Raw genomic sequence first — 20462 nt, 5'->3', positions numbered from 1 at the left:
GGACCTGTCAATGATCCGCTTGGGCTTTTCGGTCCATTTGCAGGGGTAAGTGTGCTTTCCATGCATTTTAGTGCGGTTTCTTTTTACTTCTTATTTTTCAATGGCTTACTAGTGTCTCGGCCCAGTTCTCGGCAAGCTCGGCTACGCGCTCCTGTGCACCGATGCGCTGGTCCGGGCATTGACGTGTCAGTACGCTCAACTCCGGCTAGGCCATATTTAACCAGCCGCCATGCTTAGAGGCGTATGCACCAATTCCAGTTTGCGCGCCAGTCGCAGCGCCTCTTCCGGTGCAAATGCCTCGTACAGCGATGCCAACCGGCGGGTATTGAGGGTGTCGCATACCAGCGTGATCCGCTCGGCCTGCCTATAGCACGGCGCATCTACCACTTCCTTGACGTGCTGTGCCCACGGTAGCGTGTATCGTACGGCCGGGCGTACACTTCCAGCACCTGCTCCATCTGGCAGGCAAACTCGCCATCATGGGCCGGCGGGGTGCACGATTGCTCTTTCAACCACGGTTTGAAGTCGTTTTTTTGAGTGTGCGCTGCACGGTTTCGCGTGAAATCGCATTGACAACGCGCAGCTTCACCAGTTTGTCGGCCATCAAATTCAAGGTCCAGCCAGCCGCATCTCTGCACTGCGCGCTTGCGCCAGTCGGATCTTCCATGCCGCCGATTTGCCGGTTCGCACCATTGCTGCCATCCATGTCCGCTCTTGCGCAGTGAGTTGCAGCACATATTTCCGGTTCATCACAGTCTCCTGCTGGGGGCAATCCCCTTGGACTGCTTTAAAATCGAAAAGCGAGCAGTGTCAGACTACTAGGGCGATGTAATGGTGTTGATCGTCATTACTTCTTTAGCCGTCGCCGAGTATGGTCATTATCGAGGGTCCACCGTCTAGAAAATTGTACTTCCGGTCAGGGTTGTCCGCTGTCAGAGGTAATTTATCGCAAGTGGCCGTTTAGGGTGACAGACAGGTGGTAGGGCCAGAGTGGGCACCAAAGTCCAATTATTCTGCAGGTTCCCTAGAGCCTGTTATGAACTAATGAAATAGCAACAAGTCCATGGCGGCATGAGTGCCAGAAAACCTTATCCAAGCGACGTGCAAGACAAAGAATGGGACTTCGTTGCACCTTGTTTATCGTTGCTGCCATTGGACGCAGCGCAACGTGATCATTCATTGCGTGAGGTGTTCAATGCCCTGCGCTGGCTGGTAAGAAGCTGTGCCCCATGGCGTATGTTGCCGCATGACGTTCCACCCTGGTACACCGTGTATCAACAGACACAGCGCTGGATCAAGGCAGGTTGCTTCGAATCGATTGCCCATGATCTGCGTTCACTACTACGCCTGGCTGCTGGACGCGAACCGGCACTGACGGCGACAATTCTCGATAGCAGAACGATTCAATCCACACCGGAAAGTGGTGCTCGTGCCGGTTATGACGGTGCAAAACGCCGCAAAGGATCGAAGGTGCATGCGGCCGTCGATACCTTGGGTCATTTNCGCCTGGCTGCTGGACGCGAACCGGCACCGACGGCGACAATTCTCGATAGCAGAACGATTCAATCCACACCGGAAAGTGGTGCTCGTGCCGGTTATGACGGTGCAAAACGCCGCAAAGGATCGAAGGTGCATGCGGCCGTCGATACCTTGGGTCATTTGCTGGCGCTGCATGTCACTCCAGCCAATGAACAGGATCGGGATCAGGTAGCCCAGCTCGCCAAGAGCGTACAGGAAGCGACAAACCTTAACGTCGAGATCGCATATGTCGATCAGGGCTATACCGGGCAAGCCGCGGCCGAGCAGGCACAGGGCTTCTGCATGGAGCTCATGGTGGTCAAGCATACCGAGGCCAAGATGGGCTTTGTGCTGCTACCACGGCGCTGGGTCGTTGAACGCAGCTTCGCTTGGGCCGCGCGATTTCGAAGATTGGCTCGCGACTATGAACGCATGGCACAGACGTTGGCCGGACTTCACTACGTCGCCTTCGTCTGCCTCATGCTCAGTAAAACAATGTCCATCTTCGGCTTTAGTTCATAACAGGCTCTAACACCGGAGGACGCGGCGTACAGGGCGTTATCGTGGAATCTGCGCGGCATGTTTGGTACTTGGAATCCAATGCTCGATATCTGGTCAACTACGGATGGCGTTATCGGCGCGGCATGCCGATCAGCAGCAGCATCGCTGAATCGGCAGTCAACGAAGTCGTTAGCTTGCGTTGCGCGAAAAAGAGGCAGATGCGTTGGACTAACAAAGGGGCACATCTTCTCGTTCAGGTTCGAGTAGCGGTGCTAAACGGCGAGCTTAAAATGCGTGACATGTCTGATCGGCGGCGAAACCACGCAAAGCAAAAGCGTGACGATCATTGGCAATGTGTTGCCTGGCAGTGCCTCTGGTTTTGACTGTTCTCCTGCATCGGAAACAATTAATGCCTTACTTGCGGCGCGCAAGTGCAACCAACAGCGCGGAGATTTCATGCTTGAGGATCTGTTGCACCCGATGCTGCCGCTGCGGTTCCATGCGTTGCGAAATACTGCTTACGCTAATGGCGCCCACTACAGTTCCACTGCCATCGACGATTGCCCGTCCTACGCCTGTGACTCCGGGAATAGCGTGATTGGAGATGACGGCATATCCGCGTTCACGCGTGTCGGCAATCTGTTGCCTTAACTTGTCCACCGTCATGTTGCCGTAGGAGGATAAGCGTTCGGCATTCGCATTTACAATCTTTTCTATCTCTTCGTTGGGCAGGGCGCTCAGCAATGCAAGTCCTCCGCCTCCGACGCCCAGGGGCTGCCTGTGACCGATCTCCACGGAAAATACCTGGATCGGGTATGAGCCCATCTTGCGGTCGACGCAAAACGAATCGCTGTGGCTTCGCACCACCAGAAACGCGCTGTCGCCGGTCTCTTGTGCGATCCGTTCGAGAAAGGGGGCGCAGATGTCCCGTACCGGAAAGCGGAAGGTCGACGCAACCCCAAGTTCATAAGCAAATTGGCCCAGGTGGTAGCTTTTGTCAGCGGACTGCATCAGCAATTCGCTGGCGACGAGCTGCTTAAGCAGGCGATGCGCGGTCGGTTTCTGCAACTCGCTAAGTTCAACCAGGGTTGCCAGGCGCACGCCATCGCGGTTGCGACCCGCTACCAGTTTCAGCAAGGCAAGGGCACGTTCCAGGCTCTGGGCGCCGGATGAAGGAGCTTCCGATGTTTTCATTAGTTGTCTCATATTATGGACTTACATTGTATCGGCAGCGAGACCAGAATGCTATATTGGCTCGGCAAGTCAAGGTTTTATGGCGTTTTATAAGCTCAGTGTGATGAGCGTGAACACGCCTGGAATGACAATATTCCATAATATGGACCTTTAGCAAGTGCGTGAATAGGTATTCAAGCAAGCGCACAAATAAACTACCGAGGAGACATCATGCAGTTCAAGAAACCGATGCAAATGCTGGTCGGCGCGTTGTCACTGTCCATTCTGGCTGGCGCCGGGAATGCCGCAGCCGCCGACTATCCCGGCAAGCCGGTCCGCCTGCTGGTGGGTTATTCCGCCGGAGGCGCTACCGATGTCATTGCTCGCCTGGTGGCCCAGAAGTTGTCCACCCAGATGGGCCAGCAGTTTATCGTCGAGAACAAGCCTGGCGCGAACGGAAACATTGCCGCCGAACTGGTGGCGCGTGCGGTGCCCGATGGCTTGACACTGTACGTCGCCGCGATCAATAACACGATCAATGCCAGTCTCTACAACAATCTTTCATTCAATTTCGAACGTGACTTCGCACCGGTGTCGCTGATTGCCACCGTGCCCAATATCCTGGTGGTGCATCCGTCAGTCCCAGCCAAAAACGTCAAGGAATTTATTGAGTTTGCAAAGAAGAAGCCCGGGGAAATCAACTTTGCTTCGTCCGGCAGCGGGTCTTCCATCCATATGTCGGGGGAACTGTTCAAAATGATGACCGGGGTCGATATGCTGCATGTTCCCTACAAGGGCAGTGCGCCGGCAGTCACCGACCTGCTCGGTGGACGCGTGCAAGCCATGTTTGACAATGCGCCGTCGGCGCTGCCGAACGTGCAGAACGGGAGGCTGAGAGCGCTGGCGATCACCAGTGCCAAACGCAGCGAGGCGCTGCCCGATTTACCCACGATGATCGAGGCCGGATTGCCGGGCTATGAGGTCAATTCCTGGTTCGCGCTGGTCGCGCCGGCCAATACGCCCCGCGAAATCGTTGCCAGGCTCAACGAAGAAGTCAACAAGGCGCTCAGGAATCCCGATGTGCGTGCCAGCCTGGCCAAGCTTGGCGCCGACCCCTCGGGCACTACGCCTGAACAGCTCCGTACCTTCATTTCTTCCGAAACTGCTCGGTGGGCGAAAGTCGTTAAAACATCCGGAGCGAAGGTGGATTGAGCATGTACCCGATCGATTTCTTTTACCGCAGCGCGCGCCTGCGCCCTCAGGCAGTGGCTATCAGCAGCAGTGACGAGCAGGTGCGCTACGGCACGCTGCTCGAGCGAGTACAGGCGCTTGCGGCAGCCTTTCAGGCACTTGATCCAGCAGAACAGAGCCGGGTCGGCATCTGCGCATCCAACAGCGTCGAGCATATTGTGGCTTTGCTCGCCGTGCTGGCCTCTGGCAAGATCTGGGTGCCACTAAATCCACGCAATTCTTCGGTCGAGCTCAACCGCACACTGGAGGTGACAAGGCCTTCTATTGTTGTCGTTGAAGACAAGTACAGGGTGGGCCTACAGCTGCAGGATGTACCAAGCGTAATTTCCACATGCCCGGACGAAGGCGGCGGGACGCTTGCCGCACTGATCTCGAGGCATGCCGGTTGCACGCCTGCGCCGATCACTTGTGGAATGGATGCAGTTCAGGCCATCAAGTTTACCGGCGGCTCGACCGGCATTCCCAAAGGGGTGATGCAGCCGTACCGGGCATGGAAGGCTACGTTGATCAACCAGATCCATGCATACCGCTTCAATGAACAGGATCGCTACCTTCTCGCATCGCCCGTCACTCATGGCGCGTCTACGTACATCCTTCCAATTCTGGCGCAAGGGGGGTGCCACGTGCTACCGGACGATACCTATCCACAGTCGATCCTGCGCTCACTGAGGGAGGATGGCATCACCACTTCATTCATGCCGCCGACCTTGATCTACATGTTAATGGCGGCGGGAGAGGAAGGAAGAAACGAAGGGGAATACGCTAGACTAAATTTCCCCGCCCTGCGCCATCTGGTCTATGGCGGTGCACCCATGCCGCCGGAAAAGATCCGCGCCGCGCAGCGCTTCTTCGGGCCAGTACTGGCGACCACCTACGGACAAACGGAAGCGCCCCAAATCGTTACCTTCATCAGCGCCGAAGAACTGGCGCAGGAGGACAATGTTGGATCCGTGGGACGCATGGCACTGACAGCCGACATGGCCATCATGGATCCGGAAGGGCGCCTGCTACCCAGCGGGGAAGTCGGCGAAATCGTCGTACGCGGCGACCTGGTCATGGCTGGCTATTGGAATATGCCGGACAAGACCGCGGAAACTATTATTGATGGGTGGCTGCACACGGGCGATCGTGGCTTTCTGGATGCGCGCGGCTACCTGTATCTGCGTGACCGCCTGCGGGAAGTCATCATTACCGGCGGCTTCAACGTCTACCCGATCGACGTCGAAGATGTGCTCACCCGCCACCCGGCGGTACACGAGTCCGCCGTCTTCGGGGTAGATGACGACAAGTGGGGCGAGGCGGTGCACGCTGCCGTCCAACTCAAGCCGGGTTGCCAGGTCAATGCGGCGGAGCTGATTATGTTCGCCAAGGAAGAACTTGGATCGGTCAAGGCGCCCAAGCACGTTCATTTCTATGAAAGCCTTCCCCGCAGCCCGGTAGGGAAGGTCCAGAAGGATGCAGTCAAGCGGGATGTGCTTGACCAGGCCGCGGCGCAACACTAGACGAGGATGCCATGCAACAGACCAAGCCGATCACTGAACTATGCACGCATAACCTGACCGACCTCTACTACCGCGATGCCAACCTTGTGGAAGAGCTGCTCGGCAAGAAAACATTCACTGAAGTCATGTTCCAGCAGATCACCGGTCGCGCGCCGACCGCGTCGGACCTGCGCATTGTCGATGCCGTTATGATTACGCTGATGGAGCACGGATTCACGCCAAGCGCCATCGCCACTCGCCTCGTGTACATGAGCGCTCCGGAAAACCTGCAGGGTGCGGTTGCCTCCGGACTGCTCGCCGTTGGCAGCAGTTTCGTGGGCACCATGGAGAATTGCGCAAAACTGCTTGATGACATCATGCGCGACCCGGAAGGGCGCGAAGCTGGCGCCAGACGGATTGCAGCGGACCATCGGGCTCGCCGGGCCTCGATGCCTGGGTTCGGACACCATCTGCACAAACCGGACGATCCGCGGGCCTTGAAGCTGCTTGAGATCGCACGCGATCTGCCTGACATCTCCGGCGAGCATATAGCGGCGCTATGCGCGCTCGCCCAGGCCGTCGACGCGGCTGCCGGAAGACACATCACAATCAACGCCACGGGAGCCATTGCGGCACTGCTGGGCGAGATCGGGATTCCATGGCAAGTCATGCGCGGCTTCGCGGTGATTGCGCGCGCTGCCGGGCTGGTGTCGCATATCGCCGAAGAGCAGAAGCACCCCAGCGGACGCTACATCTGGGACCTGGTCGATCATGACATCCCTTATGTGGGCAAGGGCGACGGGCATAACAAGCGGCCCACTGCCGAGGAAGGATGACATGATGGAGCCAGCTAAAGGTTGGGCGCTGGTCACCGGCGCCGGTGCGGGAATCGGGCGAGCCATTGCCGATCGCCTGGCTGCCGATGGCTTCAGCCTGCTGACTATCGACCGGCAGGAACCTGCCCGGCCACACACCAACGAGATATTCGTACAGGCTGACCTCGCAGATCAAGGCGAGACAGCGCAGGCGCTGGAGACGCTGATCGGGTCGCGCGACATCGCTGTGCTGGTCAACAATGTCGGCACCGTGCGTCCGGCAGCGATCGAGGATACGACGCTTGCCGACCTGAACGCCGTCGTCGCGCTCAATCTTGGTTGCGCACTGCAGTGCACCCAGGCAGTTTTACCGCGGATGCGGCAAGCGCATTACGGACGTATCGTCAATATATCCAGCCGCGCGGCACTCGGAAAGGAACTGCGGACCGCCTATGCCGCAACCAAGGCCGGCTTGCATGGGATGACGCGCACCTGGGCATTGGAACTGGCACCGCATGGAATTACCGTTAACGCGGTAGGGCCCGGACCGATCGGAACCGAGCTGTTCCATGCGGTCAATCCGGCCGGCAGTCCGCGCACAAAAGCCATTATTAATGGGGTTCCGGTCGCCCGTCTGGGCACCCCGGATGACGTTGCCCACGCCGTCTCGTTCTTCAGCGACGTACGGGCCGGCTTCATCACCGGACAGGTGCTTTACGTCTGCGGAGGCATGACAGTTGGATTGGGGCCGCAATGAAACTGGCAAATCAGGTGGTGATCGTCACGGGCGCCGGTTCCATTGCGGCAGGGTGGGGCATCGGCAAGGCTTGCTCCGTAACTTATGCGCGGGCAGGCGCGCGCGTGGTGGCAGTTGATATTTCGGAGTCCTCCGCTAAAGAGACGGCGGCTATTATCAAAAGCGAAGGAGGGCAGTGCCTGCCTCTAGCACTGGATGTTTCAAACCCAAGCGCTGTTGCGGAGATGGCTGTCGAAGTGCGCCGGCATTGGGACACCATTGACGTGCTTCATCACAACGTGGGGATCGGCAGGGTGGGAGGTGCGACCGATATCAGTTTTGAAGACTGGCAGCATGTACAGTCTGTCAATGTCGATAGCCTGTTTCACCTCAGCCGGGAGGTATTGCCGGAAATGCGCGAGCGCCGCCGCGGCGTCATCCTGGCCACTTCGTCCGTGGCAAGCCTGCGTTACGTTGGTTATCCTCACCTTGCATACAGCGTGACGAAGGCGGCGACCAATCACTTCATCAAGATGCTGGCGCTGGAACATGCGGGGCAGGGCATACGCTGCAACAGCATCGTGGCCGGGCTCATCGATACGCCGCGCATCGCCCAGACCGTAGCGCGCCAGTTCTCAGACGATTTGGAAACAGCACGCGCGGCACGTTCGCGGCAAGTGCCGATGCAGAAAATGGGGTCGGCATGGGACGTTGCTCATGCCGCATTGTTTCTGGCCAGTGATGACGCTGCCTATGTCACGGGCACTGAACTTGTCGTTGACGGCGGACTGACCGCCAAATATGCATAGTACTGCCGTCCTCAGCCATGGGGCTGTTCGCCGTGTTTGATATAGAGTAAAGTGGTTTTGCACGCAACATTTTGCGGTGCAATGACTTGATTCGTTTCCCAGGCATGTGCTTTGTTGTCCACAGATCCCCAGACTAAGCTCAGATTGCGCGCGATGGCTTCCGGTGCCGGAGATGCGCTGCTCAATTCCTTTATCCTGCTGTGCTTCGCCGTGATCGGAACCATTCCCTATCTGGTTCCAGTCGTCGTTCTGGCTATCGCCGTGGTGATGAACGCGGTCTTCGCACTATTGATTGGTACAGGATTCAGCAAGCGGTGGTCAGACCCGTCGCTGACCGGAATGCAAATTTTCGCCGGATGTGTGACGACCCTTCTGGCCATCCTGTTGGCGCCGCAAATCGTCTACATGTTTTTGTTAAATCTTTTTGTGCTGCTTAGTTTCGGCAGCCTGTATTTTTCTAGGCAAGCGTTTTTTCTGACATGGCTCCTGCTTTCCGCCTGCCTGGGAATTTGTCTTTGGGCCGTGCGCGACCACCTTGGCATCCAGGTTACCAATACAGCCGAATGGGTCTTGTTGTGGCTGGTGGTGGTCTTGTCGTTGGGCAGGTTCGTCAATATCAATACCAAAGTATCGCGGCTGCGCGCATCGCTTAGCGAAAAGAACAAGGCGCTTGCAGCGCAAGCGACCCGCGATGATCTGACCGGCCTCTGGAACCGGCGCAAATTCATGCAATCGCTTCAGGACGAAATCGAACAGGCGAACCGAACCGGCCACCGTTTTACGGTCGCCATCATCGATGTCGATCATTTCAAGAAAATCAATGACACCTTTGGTCATCTGACGGGAGACGCGGTACTCAAGGAGATAAGTCAGATTCTGAGCGATACATGCCGGTCGGTAGACTCCATTGGACGCTACGGCGGCGAAGAATTCACGCTGCTGATGCCCGATACGAAGACAGCACAGGCGATCGTTGCTCTCGAGCGTATGCGAAGAATGGTCGAGCAACATAACTGGAGTCACATGGCAGCGGGAATGCGCGTCACAATCTCCATCGGTACGGTCGAATGGCAGCCTGCATATCCATTGCCGCTGTTACTTGGGAAGGCGGATGCCGCGCTTTACCGGGCCAAGGCGGGAGGACGCAACCAGCTCCGCGTGGCCTAGCGTTTTCGGCAACGGGTCATTTTCAAGCCCTCATTTTATGCGGATACTTATCTATATTATTCGAGCAGTAATGTTAGCTTTTCGGCGATGATCGGAAGAGTATTGTCGAGTTTGCACATGAGCCTCTTAACGTTTGATGGGAGCATACTTGATGGGACTGACTTGCACCCATCCTATGTCCAATATTGCCATTGAATCTGTGGCTGAATTAGAGCTGACCAATTGAACTACGGGGCCACCACGGCCGCAAAACCTTTGGAGCAGGCTGAAGGTGACAAAAGGATATGGGCCAACATAGCGCATCTCGCTGCCCAGATGGCATCACAAGGTCGGTGGCACAGGGTTAGTAATGGGATCCCATCCATCAAGATTAATGAAGTAGCGCGTCCCTCGACCGCTACCAATCGACCTCAACAAGCCCTTTCTCTCCAGATCTCCCAATTCACGCGATGCAGTGGCGCGGGACGTGGCTGCAATACTCTCGTACTTGCGTGTACTCATGTCGCCTTCGAAGCCGCGCGGACCTGCGTCCAGTAGCAGGTTGACGACCTTGCGCTGACGGTCAGTCAAGTCTTTGTCGCTGTGCTCGGCCCAGAAAAGTCCCTTTTTGAGTGACTGATCGACCATCTCGGCCGCTGCTACACAAGCGCAGTGGAATTGCTCAGTGAACCAGAGCACCCATTCAGTGACGTCCAGATCGCCATGCTGTGCACGTCCCAACTGTTCATAGTAAGCGTCGCGTTTCTCAGCCAGGCGCTGTGAGATCCGTAACATCCTGCCAGACCCATCCGAATCCCTAGCCAACACTAAGTCGATGATAGCCCGTCCTACGCGGCCATTGCCGTCTTCAAATGGGTGGATAGACTCAAACCACAGGTGTGCAAGCGCCGCACGCACGATGGTATCCGGCTCATTCGCTTCGTTGAGCCAACGCATGAATTTTTCCATTTCATCCGGTACGCGCGTCGATGGTGGCGCCTCGTAATGGACGGTTTCATAGCCGATACGGCCGCTGACGATCTGCATTGGCTCATCGTGTTCACGGTACGCTCCGACCCTGATTTTGTTCATGCTGGAGAATCCGGTCGGGAAGAGGGCGGCCTGCCAACCGTGAAGCCGCTCATGGGTGATCGGTTTAGCAGCGTTGTGCATGGCATCCTGCATGATGTCCAGGAGGCCATCAACCTGCCGCGGCGTGCCAACCACTTTGCGCAGCGGTGTGCCCAGGCGGCGTGCGATGGAGGAGCGCACTGCGTCGATATTGAGCCGCTCGCCTTCAATTGCGGCTGTGGCCAAGGCATCCTGCGCCCATGCGTCAGCAATGATCTCTTGACGCGTATTCAAGCCGACCGCGGTAAGCTTACCTTCGGCAAATCCTTGCGCACGCCTGGCAAGAGCCACATGCCGGGCCACTTGAATTATGTCGTATCGAAACTGCGGCCATTCTGGGTATTCCCAAATGTATTGGTGAGTCGATTTCATCCTATTTCCGCCTCAAAAACTGCGATGATTTTGGGATTTTAACTCAATCGACTCATTTTTTGATTCAATTAAAGCGGAAATACGCCTCGAGCCCGAACATATGCCTAATATTTCTGTAATTCAAGACAGGAGCTCAACTTTTCTTGGCTGTCCGAATTGTTGGAAATACGAGATCCCAAGAGGTTATAGAACCCGTAAATAGGGCTAGGCAGCACCGAAGTTGAGTGAACTGAAAGAATTTAGCATCACACTTGCAGACAGAGCTAAACTGGTTGTTGTGCCACGTAACGCTAGCAAGTTGTAGTTCATGAGCTTCCGGGTTATCGGGAAAAAAGCTCAGGCTAGGTAATGGCGGACTTCTGCTTGAGGTAGTCCCATTAGAAATAAGGCATGAGCGATAATGTCAATATTGCTCCATACAAAAGAAGCGTCACGTCTGCTAAGGTGCTTCATCTGCATAGGATTAAAAGGACAGAAAGGCTCGCGCAACCAACATCTTTCAGAGCCCTAAACGGCAGTTACCTTGCAGCTTTCTGAGGGGGCATGTAGTTCTCGTGACCGAAATGGGTCGCCCCTTACCTGTCTGTTGTGAGTAGGTCTCCAGCTCCAAAAAGGGCCTTTGACATGCCTATTCGCTTCTTTAGCGACGGCAAGCTTCCGCTACCTCTTCCAACCATCTTCATTTCTGTACGCTAAATATCTCAGCCAACTAGTTCGCGTAACCATGTCGGCTATTCGGCTTGCGTGTCATTCGATACGCCAGCTTACGGTACCTGGTTTTGCGACGAGACGACGTTGCGCACGATGCCTCTGAGGTGTGCAAGCATTTGTTCTTCGTCCATTTGCGTCCTTAGCTCCCGTAGATCAATGAAGGCATCGCTCCGCGCACAACCGCCGCCCTACGAATTCCTGCAGTAACGCTTCTAGAATAGTGCGTCTCTTCACGAAGAATGAGATAGAACGGAATCCGGCACGTGACGGGATGAGCTTTGGCGGCAGCAAGTAAATCGAACATTGCGCCTTGGTCGAAATGGACTCCGCAAACGATTAACCCGACCGCTTCGTCCAATCCTTTCTCGGCCTCCGCAAGACTGTGGCGAACGCTGTCCTCGAAGTATCCTTCGAGGACAGCTGAAACAAGCCATCATCCTCCGGGCGGACAGCCTCCAGAACTGGTTCCGGGCTCAATGTTTTTGCATTCTCAATGGTGGCAATTTCTGTTATCCAGCTTGGTACAACGTTATTTACAGCTTCCACAAATAAAGTCTGCTATATAAGCCGTATCTTGACCTGCAGCGGCACTAAGGCTGCGTTGCGCATGAGATTCGGCCAGGGCAGCCATGCATTATGGCCGCCCCATCAGCGGTTACTTCCAGAGCGCGCACTTGCTTTGTGCTTGCGGCGTGAATGCCTGTTCACCCGGAATCGTCTGCACAACTTTGTAGTAATCCCAAGGGTATTTCGATTCTTTCGGGTCCTTCACCTGCATCAAGTACATGTCGTAGACCATCCGGCCGTCCGGACGTATGTAGCCATTCTTCGCAAAGAAGTCGTTGATCTTCGTTTTGCGCATTTGCGCCATCACCTTGTCAGGATCATCAGTCCCGGCCGCCTTCACAGCATTGAGGTAGTGCATGGTCGCGGAGTAATTCGCGCCCTGTAGCATCGAAGGCATTCTTTTTGCAGTGTTGAAGAACCGGCGTGCCCAGGCACGCGACTCGTCATTCATGTCCCAGTACCAGCCATCGGTCAGGTACATGCCCTTGGTTTGGCTCAGGCCGAGCGAATGCACGTCGTTAATGAACATGAGCAGGCCAGCGAGCTTCATGGATTTCGTGATCCCAAACTCGTTCGCCGCCTTGATTGAATTGACAGTGTCGCCGCCGGCAGTCGCCAGGCCAAGTATCTGTGCCTTCGAAGCCTGTGCCTGCAGCCGGAAGGACGAGAAGTCGGATGCGGAAAGCGGAAACCTGACGCTGCCAACCACGGTGCCCTTGGCTGCCTTGACCACGTCAGAAGTATCCTTTTCCAGCGAGGTGCCGAAGGAGTAGTCGGCAGTCAGGAAATACCAGCTCTTGCCGCCCTGTTTCACGATCGCGGAGCCAGTGCCTTGCGCCAGCGCGTGTGTGTCATAGGCATAATGCACAGTGTAGGGTGTACAGTCCTCGTTGGTGAGTCGGGAAGTGGCTCCGCCTATATTGATGTATGGCCGCTTTTTTTCCAGCCGCAATCTTAGCCATCGCGAGGCCTGCGCCGGAATTCGAGCCGCCGATCAGCATGTCCATTCCCTGCTGGTCAAACCATTCCCGTGCCTTGGAAGCGGCGATGTCGGCCTTGTTTTGATGGTCGGTCGACATGAACTCAATCGGCTTGCCCAGCACCTTGCCACCAAAGTCTGCACCCTCAATTTTGGGGAGTATCCATCCGGCGGTGACAGCTTAAGCATGTATCAGCGCCGTCCTAAACGCAGTCGGGCTGCTCAACAGCGGCAAGGCAATGTACAGGTCACGGCCATCAATGAGTGCTGGAGCATGGACCTCGTCAGTGACCAGTTATATGACGGCCGCAAGCTGCGCGCACTGACGCTGATCGATCGATTTACGCGCGAATGTCTGTCGATTTGGGTCGACCAGAGCCTGCGAGGTAATGATGTGGTGAAGGTGCTGAGCCAGGTCAGGCAACAGCGTGGCCGTCCACAGCGTATTCAGGTGGACAATGGTCCGGAATTCGTATCGAAGGTACTGGACCGCTGGGCGTATGAGCAAGGCGTACAACTGGCATTCTCCCGACCGGGCAAGCCGACCGACAATGCCCACATCACAGCCTTCAACGGACGGCTGCGTCAGGAATGTCTGAATCAGCACTGGTTCTTGTCTTTGCCTGACGCCAGGAGCAAGATTGAGGACTGGCGGCAGATGTATAACGAGAGCCGGCCCCACGGTGCATTGGACTGGCTCACACCGGCCGAATTCGCTCGCCAATGCTGGGCCGGAGAGGAATGCGAAGCAACAAAGGAGCCGAAAAACTCTACCTTAGCACGGTACTAATTTCGGGGAGAGATCATACTTGATTTGATTATTTCGTCTTCGCAGGGCTTCCGCTTGGATTTATGTGGCTGGCTGTCTTCGTGACGATACGATCGTAGCGCCCTAGCGCGGTCAGGTCTGGCTTTGTTTCGTTGTTCTTCCAACGATGAATGGTCATGCCGCTTACACCAATATAGCCTGCAATCTCGTCATTCGATGTTGTTCCAAGCAGCTTGGACCAATCGGCCAGGATTTCTGACATAGGCTTGTCAAATTTCGCCGCGGCCATCGCATTCGATTTGCCGTTTTCGTTCAGAAGTTCACGAGCGAGGTCCATGACATCTTCAGGAACAGTGGCGGTGCGACCGTATGTGTAGGACGAAAGACGGGGGAGACCGATACCCAGCATCACGGCAAAGTCTTGATGGCGCACGCCCAGCTTCGCCTTGATCTCGACGAGTTCTTGCTGATGGCGCGAAAGTTCAGGCGCCGCCTGCACGACCTCGCCCTTCTTGCGTCTTCCTTTCGGAGCCGCCGGCTCCTTCTGTACAAGCGGCTCTGACGCAATTCGCTCTGCCTCGTCAAGTTCCTTCTGGGTTACGGGAACCATAGTAACGAAAGGCACCGAGTCAAAGTTGAAAACGCCCGCTTTAGTCAATTTCAGTTCTCCTGACGTTATAAGCTTGTTGAGTGCATCCGTCATGCGCTTGTTCGCATTTTGCCTATCGATTTCATCATCACGGTCAATATCAAGTTGAGCCGAGTGGCCAGTGTCGATCAGGTCTTCGCATCGTCCAAACAAATCATCAAGGGGTTCGTGATTGATGGAAGTTTCCATCGCTTCTCGCACGATCTCGCGGCAGATATTGTTCGCGATAGCATAGACGATGGCGTATACCGCGTCGGCCTTCCGCAATTACGGCAGCATGCGGTCAAATGATACAAAGGAGACCCGCTGCATCACCTCGTCGAACTCATCCATTGTAACTTTGTTTTTGAGAGCAAGGACGCGGCAAATTTTGCGAATGCGCTCTTAGTAGTAGAACGCCTTCGCAAAACGATCGATGAAAGCTTTGGACGGATCGGAATAGGTCAGGTACTCCTTGCAGAGGAGTTCCAACTTGGAAGGCCGAGACTTTGAAGTGAGATCGATGTCGGTATCGATCCGTTCCAGCACCTCGATTTCAGATAGGTTCATTTGTATTGGGTATGAGGATCAAATCCATAGCCAATTATAAATTAGCACCATCACAAGTGTCTATAAACTATCACTATGCGTGGATATACAGAAGGAATCTTGATGGGTGTTAGATGTCGGCCGAAAAAACCCGCCTTTTTCGTAGGTTTTTTGCGTTATTATTAATTAGGACAGAACTTGGTCGACAATTTTTTCATAGTCCGGAAGCAGCGCATGGAATTCTTCAATGGACTTGGCCTTCTCAGCGCTCTGGTGGATAGCATACAGGAGGATCTCAAGGCGTTCAGACTGAAAATCAGTCAGGGCCGCCTTTACCTTCTGAGGACGTGTAGCACCGGACCGCGTGGTCACGCAGCCGCCGATTGCTACGGCTTGCAGTACATCCAGATCCATGTAGAGGGGCGGGACTATGCCTGCCAATGCCATTTGTTGATCTTTTCTCCCGGACATTTGACTTCAAGTGCAAGATCGAATGTGGGCGCAACGCCGTCATAGGAAGCGCGCATGAACGGTACGGGCGTACCTTCTGCAATGAGGGGAACCATGATGCTGCCAGTTTCTTTCTCATAGCATGCGCGAGCGATGGGTTCTAGTTGTCGCCCACGTGCTATTGCCAGATTGTCCGGGGTTGGTGGAATGAGCCTACGTTTTTGCAGATAGAGTGCGTAAGGCGTGGAAAGACGGGAGACTCCCATGATAACCGGAGCATCTGAGGAGCCGATGCCCTAAAGTCGCCAATCCAGCCATTCCTGCGACGCCTGTACAGCCGCGGGCCCGGAAATGATTTTCATAGCCATTGTTTGTTTCTCCTGATTAGTTGTGCCGGTATCGGCGCCAAGCGAGCGAAAGCCTGACAAGACCGATATGAGATACAGCGGAAAAGAAGGCAGGACGTTGTCGGTAGTCTTTTCTTCCGAGTTCTCGAATGAGTCGAAGTCCGTACCGTGCAAGAACCGAACCCACCCAATCGAAGGTCCAAAAGGCTTACCTTTTTTGCTTCATACAAGAAAAAACCCGCCATTGCGGCGGGTATGGGCGTCAAGTTCGGAAAGACTGTTAAAGCTTGACTGTATAAGTCCAACCAAGACGGTCATGTACCGCTCTTTTTTCTTCGAGAAGGCAGCCAAAATAAAGCTGATACCGAGAACTACGCAACAGGCTACCTTTGCCCCAAGCGTAGAAATGCACGATTGAAGGTAATTCGTGTTTCCCGTTCCCCGACTACCATAATCCCAAAGGCCTTCTTTCCCAAGGTGGCCTGCATTGGAGAGGATTCCATGGCCGCGAAATAAAGCCATGCTCCCGGGATGTAGACGACCAGTCTCAAAAAACGCCGAACTCGCCAAACACAACCGTTGTACAGAAAAAGGATATCGTGGCTATCCCGAAGACCAAAATCTTATGGAGCGTCGCTGCCCCTAGCCGCGGCTAGAAGCCTGCATAACGCTCTGTTTGGGTAACATCAATCGTTGTCATGGAAGGGTATCTAAAAAGCTTAGACGCTCCAAGGCATCGTCCTTTTCCTCCGAATCAGCAACTGGCGTTGATGGGTTTGGATGAACAAGGACGGATTGGAACCAGGCGCGGACGGGAGCCCTGACGGAACATGAGCCGTTTGAACAGGAGGGGCATGCAGCTGGCTGCCAGATCCACTTGGTAGCTCCTCTGACCCGTGATGGATGTTTTGGCTCCGCGTAGCAGGCCGTCCCGTTGCTGGCGCAGCGCCTGAGCGACCTAGGGTTCTTTGCACAGCCGCCTTTTGAGGGCGGCCTGCAGATCGTCCTACAGGGCGGCGCACGTGCTGGGTAGTATCTAGGCCCAAGATGCTGGGCACAGAGTCATCTAGCGTGCCAGCCTCTCTCTGGGATAAGAACCACTCATAAAAGACGGTGCGAACCAGATTGGCTTCGCTCCGGTAGGGAAGGGACACAAGATACTTCAATAAGCCTGGCACAGTGTCCTCTGCAATTACTACCGACAATTGTCGCCGCGTAACCGCTGGATCTAGTACTTTGACTACATTAAGGATGGGCAGCGACCTTGGGTGTTTGAACTGCACGCTTCATCATCACGCCTTTGCCGTAACGGCAGTAGCCCTCTGCGACCGCCATTTGTGGTGATTCCACCATCTTGATGTTTTCCCATTCCATACGGAATCTGTCGCGCATCATTGCTGCGCCTCCGCCGGCAAGAAGAATACCGTCCAGAGAAGCTGCCTCGCTTCCATGGAGTGCGTCCGCCTTAGCTTTGATTCGAGCGGCAACGTGTACCAATGCCTCGTCCACTTCCGGGATAATGTCCTTCTCGCCGAAATGAAAGATCGTGCGGCTACGGAGTGCCTGCTCACAATCCTGGAGTGTAACTTTGTAGCCCTTACCAGTGAGAGTCTTCATGAGATGCTCCGCAGCAACGGTAATGCCTTCACAAGAGTCGACTTTGCTTTCGATATAGGTGTTTTCCTTCATGAGAAGAAAGTCGGTTGTGAAGTGGCCGACATCGACAACAGCCCAAGACTTAGGGCGTCCGTTTGCGCTGCGCATATGATTTTTCAGCGGTAGGCCGTCAGCGTCGAGGAAGAACGACAGGTAAGCACCGAGTGGCTGGCTCAGGGCTTTAACTTCGCCCTTTACGATTTCCTGAGTGATCTTCTCCAGCTCAGCGCGTTGATGGGCGAACAGCGCGGCCGGGGTTCCGAATGGACATATGGATCATCAAGGCCAGGTACGCTAAGTACATTGAGCCGCTTCATTGTGGAATGAACGAGAGCTTTATATTGCTCCCTTCACCCAGTCATCCGAAAGACCTGCAGACATGCTGGCGCCGCCTTGCAATCGTGCGGTCTCGCCTGTGAAGTACTCCTTGACATTGATCGCCACCGTTTCTAGTTCGGCAGCGATCGCTGCTTGCTCTAGGGTGATTGGTATAGCGAGCGAAACCGTCGAAGAAAAGGTGACAGTATGTTTTTCCCTTAGTATGTTTCCCTTCTGCAAAGGCTACCGCCTTAACTGCGCTGCGACCTACATCCAGACCGATGATCGTGCGTTGATTCATGTTACCTCTTCAGATTATGGGGTGGAATTACTAAGGGAAAGGGGGGCCGGGGAGCCAGTTCGTGCCCTTACCGTTACTGTTACTGTTACTGTTACTGTTACTGTTACTGTTACTGTTACTGTTACTGTTACTGTTACTGTTACCTTAACAGTATATAACACCATCAATTCTATCCAATAATACATAACGAATAAACGTATAGTTATTGTATTATTCGGTCGCTTAGGGATTGATTTCTTATTCGTGTTGCTGACTTTGCCCCCCCCAAGATGCCCTTAATATAATTGCTGACTTGGACCCCCCCAAGATCGATTTCGAATATGACCGTCATGAATCCAAAACTTGATAAAGCGGAACGGTTCGGCCTGGCACAGCAGTGCCTTGAGGAGGACTTGCTTTTGTCGTCTAAAAAGACAGTGCTTTTGCTTCACCAAATCGACACAATGTTGCTCCAGATTGACCACATCTTGAACGTCAGTCAGCCTCCTCTAACCGGGAAGATTCGTATTGAATGGCCGATGCGCAATAGCACCAGATACACGCCGGTACCTGTGGTGTGGACTCGGTTAAAAGGTAACGAAGTAAGATTTCGGTACAAGATGGTGCCAACGGCGAACTTGCCGAGACGTGCCAAACACGCCGGTCCTTTTGCAAAGCATGCAAAATGGGTTCGCGCTTTGCTGATGCAGGTGCAATGGTTATTGGATATGCGCAATAGGGCGTTGATCGCCCACCGCGATTATCAACTTACCATCTCAAAACTCGCGGAAGGCAATGAGCATAATTTCGGGCAAATCCGGACTTTGATAACCGAAGTCTTTGGCACGTTGGAGCTAGATCCCGCAACGTGGCATGTGCACTCTAGCGGTGACCCGAGGGGACCCGAATCCGAGGACCAACTGGTCGACGAATAGCCCGGCCATCCTAACCCGTAACAAAGAGTCCCTTCCCCCAGGTCGGCCCTGCGTTTCTCCCTAAGCCTGACCGGCCTTCCTGTTGCAGAGTGGCCCCTGGTTTTTCTGAGGTTTGCTTGGCTGTCTGGTTTTCCTGAAGTCTGGCCATGCTTGTGGCCAACCGACAAGAGAGGCTTGACCTCAGGCGTCTTGTCTCGGCGGCACATCACCACATGCTTGGCCCTGCCTGCCCCATGGATTGGCTTGGCCGTCTTGGCTTTCTCTTTTCCCTGCACGTGGGGAACAACGACGTTGCGCTGCCTTGGCATTGGAGAGAACTCGGCACCATTGCCTCTCTCGCAGATGTGGAATGCGACGGGAGGCTTGGCCCGGCTGCCATACCCGCGGCAGAGTTCACTCAGGCCTGGCGCTGCGGTTGGCCTCGGTAGGGGCGCCAGTCCTGTCGCAGAGACATCCGGCCTGATCGCCCTGTAGGCGTCCTGCCTTTGGACCTGTTCGTGCGGCAGAGTGTCCTGTCCTCCGATGTGTCCCAAGGCTTCACCCGGTAGTCCTGCCGGCGGCAAAAGTCATTTCCTCGGGGTGGTCTGGGCTCGGTCTCGCGTTCGACACAACGTAACCCGTTGCAGAGGCTTTGGGCTTGGTACTTGTTGCGGTTGCCTGGAACATGGCGTCGAAAGGCGTAAGGGAGAGGCGTTGGTAGGCAGAGGTTGGGCTGGCGGCGCTCGGGTGGCAGAGATTCGGGGTGGGGCGAGTTGGGGAAGGCAGAGGGAGTATGTGACGAGGCGGTGGATGGACGGCGGTGGCTGGTGGGGCTGGTGTGAAATGCAGTGGCACAGGTGGCATGGGTCGGGTCGGCCTTCGTGCTCCTTCTTGTTCGGTTTGATGTGGTTCCGGGCGAAAGGGTTGGCCAGGCAATCGGCGGCAGAGATCCAGCAAGGGCGGCGGAGAGCACGGGGAGCAGCTTGGCAGGCTGTGTGCTGGAGGCTGGTTTCAGATGGATCGAAATCACGACGGGCCGCGAGAAAGGCACGGCGATCGTGTGCGGCGCATACGCATTGAGGTTCCTTGCGGCGGGTACCGCCGTTATGCTGTCCGAGGATGCATGAATGCTTATGAAGCGTCACCCCCGTTCTGCGAGAGCGGGGCTTTTCCTTGCCGCTTAAAGCCCAATCGTCTGTGTCCCATGAACGAAAAAGCCCGCAGTCGAGAAGGCTGCGGGCATAAATCATATCTCACGAGAGATGGAAGAGACATCGTCATAGGACGTGTCAGTATTTCTGTGTGCGAGGTCGGTTTAGTTAATGGCGTTGGTGAAGCGCTCACCGAACATGATGGCGAAT

The 20462-nt window shown here is 55.1% G+C and carries 19 protein-coding genes and 3 pseudogenes; 11 read left to right on the top strand and 11 right to left on the bottom strand.

Annotated elements, in window-relative coordinates; genetic code table 11:
* Positions 1 to 216: 216 nt before the first annotated feature.
* On the bottom strand, positions 217 to 387 hold the full coding sequence (locus RY831_RS30550; protein WP_326510089.1) for a hypothetical protein: 171 nt from the start codon (positions 385 to 387) through the stop codon (positions 217 to 219).
* A 121-nt stretch (positions 388 to 508) separates the two neighbouring features.
* A complete protein-coding gene (locus tag RY831_RS30545; protein WP_326510088.1) occupies positions 509 to 706 on the bottom strand; it encodes a hypothetical protein in 198 nt (65 codons plus the stop codon).
* A gap of 365 nt (positions 707 to 1071) precedes the next feature.
* On the opposite strand from RY831_RS30545, the gene RY831_RS30540 reads away from it, so the two are divergent.
* Together RY831_RS30540 and RY831_RS30535 are read left to right on the top strand one after the other, a co-directional pair.
* Positions 1072 to 2040 (top strand): IS5 family transposase, encoded by a 969-nt coding sequence (locus tag RY831_RS30540; RefSeq protein ID WP_326510087.1) that lies wholly within the window; start codon positions 1072 to 1074, stop codon positions 2038 to 2040.
* A gap of 92 nt (positions 2041 to 2132) precedes the next feature.
* A pseudogene (locus RY831_RS30535) lies at positions 2133 to 2402 on the top strand (ISKra4-like element ISBte2 family transposase); the annotation flags it as partial.
* A gap of 31 nt (positions 2403 to 2433) precedes the next feature.
* Here RY831_RS30535 and RY831_RS30530 read toward each other — a convergent pair.
* Positions 2434 to 3213: an IclR family transcriptional regulator gene (locus tag RY831_RS30530; protein WP_326510086.1), complete on the bottom strand. Its 780-nt coding sequence runs from the start codon at positions 3211 to 3213 to the stop codon at positions 2434 to 2436.
* A 210-nt stretch (positions 3214 to 3423) separates the two neighbouring features.
* On the opposite strand from RY831_RS30530, the gene RY831_RS30525 reads away from it, so the two are divergent.
* From RY831_RS30525 to RY831_RS30500, 6 genes are all read left to right on the top strand, one after another.
* Entirely contained in the window at positions 3424 to 4404 is a 981-nt protein-coding gene (locus RY831_RS30525) for a tripartite tricarboxylate transporter substrate binding protein (protein WP_326510085.1), read from the top strand.
* A 2-nt stretch (positions 4405 to 4406) separates the two neighbouring features.
* Positions 4407 to 5945 (top strand): class I adenylate-forming enzyme family protein, encoded by a 1539-nt coding sequence (locus tag RY831_RS30520; RefSeq protein ID WP_326510084.1) that lies wholly within the window; start codon positions 4407 to 4409, stop codon positions 5943 to 5945.
* 11 nt (positions 5946 to 5956) lie between these two features.
* Entirely contained in the window at positions 5957 to 6760 is an 804-nt protein-coding gene (locus RY831_RS30515) for a citryl-CoA lyase (RefSeq protein WP_326510083.1), read from the top strand.
* Position 6761: 1 nt separating this feature from the next.
* The gene (locus tag RY831_RS30510; RefSeq protein WP_326510082.1) at positions 6762 to 7496 is read left to right on the top strand and encodes an SDR family oxidoreductase; all 735 of its coding nucleotides are present in this window, start codon (positions 6762 to 6764) and stop codon (positions 7494 to 7496) included.
* Complete coding sequence (locus RY831_RS30505) at positions 7493 to 8284, top strand: SDR family NAD(P)-dependent oxidoreductase (protein WP_326510081.1); 792 nt, start codon at positions 7493 to 7495, stop codon at positions 8282 to 8284. The genes RY831_RS30510 and RY831_RS30505 overlap by 4 nt, the downstream gene beginning before the upstream one ends.
* A gap of 153 nt (positions 8285 to 8437) precedes the next feature.
* Positions 8438 to 9451 (top strand): GGDEF domain-containing protein, encoded by a 1014-nt coding sequence (locus RY831_RS30500; RefSeq protein WP_326510080.1) that lies wholly within the window; start codon positions 8438 to 8440, stop codon positions 9449 to 9451.
* Between the two features lie 321 nt (positions 9452 to 9772).
* Here RY831_RS30500 and RY831_RS30495 read toward each other — a convergent pair whose 3' ends face one another.
* Together RY831_RS30495 and RY831_RS30490 are read right to left on the bottom strand one after the other, a co-directional pair.
* Positions 9773 to 10933 (bottom strand): Fic family protein, encoded by a 1161-nt coding sequence (locus RY831_RS30495; protein ID WP_326510079.1) that lies wholly within the window; start codon positions 10931 to 10933, stop codon positions 9773 to 9775.
* Between the two features lie 1366 nt (positions 10934 to 12299).
* A pseudogene (locus RY831_RS30490) lies at positions 12300 to 13329 on the bottom strand (ABC transporter substrate-binding protein); the annotation flags it as partial.
* A gap of 36 nt (positions 13330 to 13365) precedes the next feature.
* Between RY831_RS30490 and RY831_RS30485 the strand changes: the two are divergent.
* Positions 13366 to 13980, top strand: a pseudogene (locus RY831_RS30485) (IS3 family transposase); the annotation flags it as partial.
* 28 nt (positions 13981 to 14008) lie between these two features.
* On the opposite strand, the gene RY831_RS30480 reads toward RY831_RS30485, so the two are convergent.
* The 6 genes from RY831_RS30480 to RY831_RS30465 form a co-directional block, all read right to left on the bottom strand.
* Positions 14009 to 14875, bottom strand: a complete 867-nt coding sequence (locus RY831_RS30480; protein ID WP_326510078.1) for a hypothetical protein — start codon at positions 14873 to 14875, stop codon at positions 14009 to 14011.
* A 117-nt stretch (positions 14876 to 14992) separates the two neighbouring features.
* On the bottom strand, positions 14993 to 15157 hold the full coding sequence (locus RY831_RS30475; protein ID WP_326510077.1) for a hypothetical protein: 165 nt from the start codon (positions 15155 to 15157) through the stop codon (positions 14993 to 14995).
* Between the two features lie 165 nt (positions 15158 to 15322).
* Positions 15323 to 15583: a hypothetical protein gene (locus RY831_RS30470; RefSeq protein ID WP_326510076.1), complete on the bottom strand. Its 261-nt coding sequence runs from the start codon at positions 15581 to 15583 to the stop codon at positions 15323 to 15325.
* The gene (locus RY831_RS33325; protein ID WP_367576114.1) at positions 15565 to 15852 is read right to left on the bottom strand and encodes a YqaJ viral recombinase family protein; all 288 of its coding nucleotides are present in this window, start codon (positions 15850 to 15852) and stop codon (positions 15565 to 15567) included. Before RY831_RS33325 ends, RY831_RS30470 begins: the two co-directional genes overlap by 19 nt.
* Before the next feature lie 464 nt (positions 15853 to 16316).
* A complete protein-coding gene (locus tag RY831_RS33320) occupies positions 16317 to 16484 on the bottom strand; it encodes an RDD family protein (RefSeq protein ID WP_367576113.1) in 168 nt (55 codons plus the stop codon).
* Between the two features lie 694 nt (positions 16485 to 17178).
* Positions 17179 to 17697, bottom strand: a complete 519-nt coding sequence (locus RY831_RS30465) for a ParM/StbA family protein (RefSeq protein WP_326510075.1) — start codon at positions 17695 to 17697, stop codon at positions 17179 to 17181.
* A 319-nt stretch (positions 17698 to 18016) separates the two neighbouring features.
* Between RY831_RS30465 and RY831_RS30460 the strand changes: the two genes are divergently transcribed.
* Positions 18017 to 18388, top strand: coding sequence for a hypothetical protein (locus tag RY831_RS30460; protein ID WP_326510074.1), 372 nt, complete (start codon positions 18017 to 18019; stop codon positions 18386 to 18388).
* Positions 18389 to 18528: 140 nt separating this feature from the next.
* Complete coding sequence (locus tag RY831_RS30455; protein ID WP_326510073.1) at positions 18529 to 19122, top strand: hypothetical protein; 594 nt, start codon at positions 18529 to 18531, stop codon at positions 19120 to 19122.
* The last annotated feature ends 1340 nt before the right edge of the window (positions 19123 to 20462 follow it).

Origin of the sequence: Noviherbaspirillum album (assembly GCF_035916955.1) — a bacterium.
In the GTDB taxonomy this organism is placed as follows: Bacteria; Pseudomonadota; Gammaproteobacteria; order Burkholderiales; family Burkholderiaceae_D; genus Noviherbaspirillum; species Noviherbaspirillum album.
This window is presented reverse-complemented; position numbering and strand designations above follow the sequence as displayed.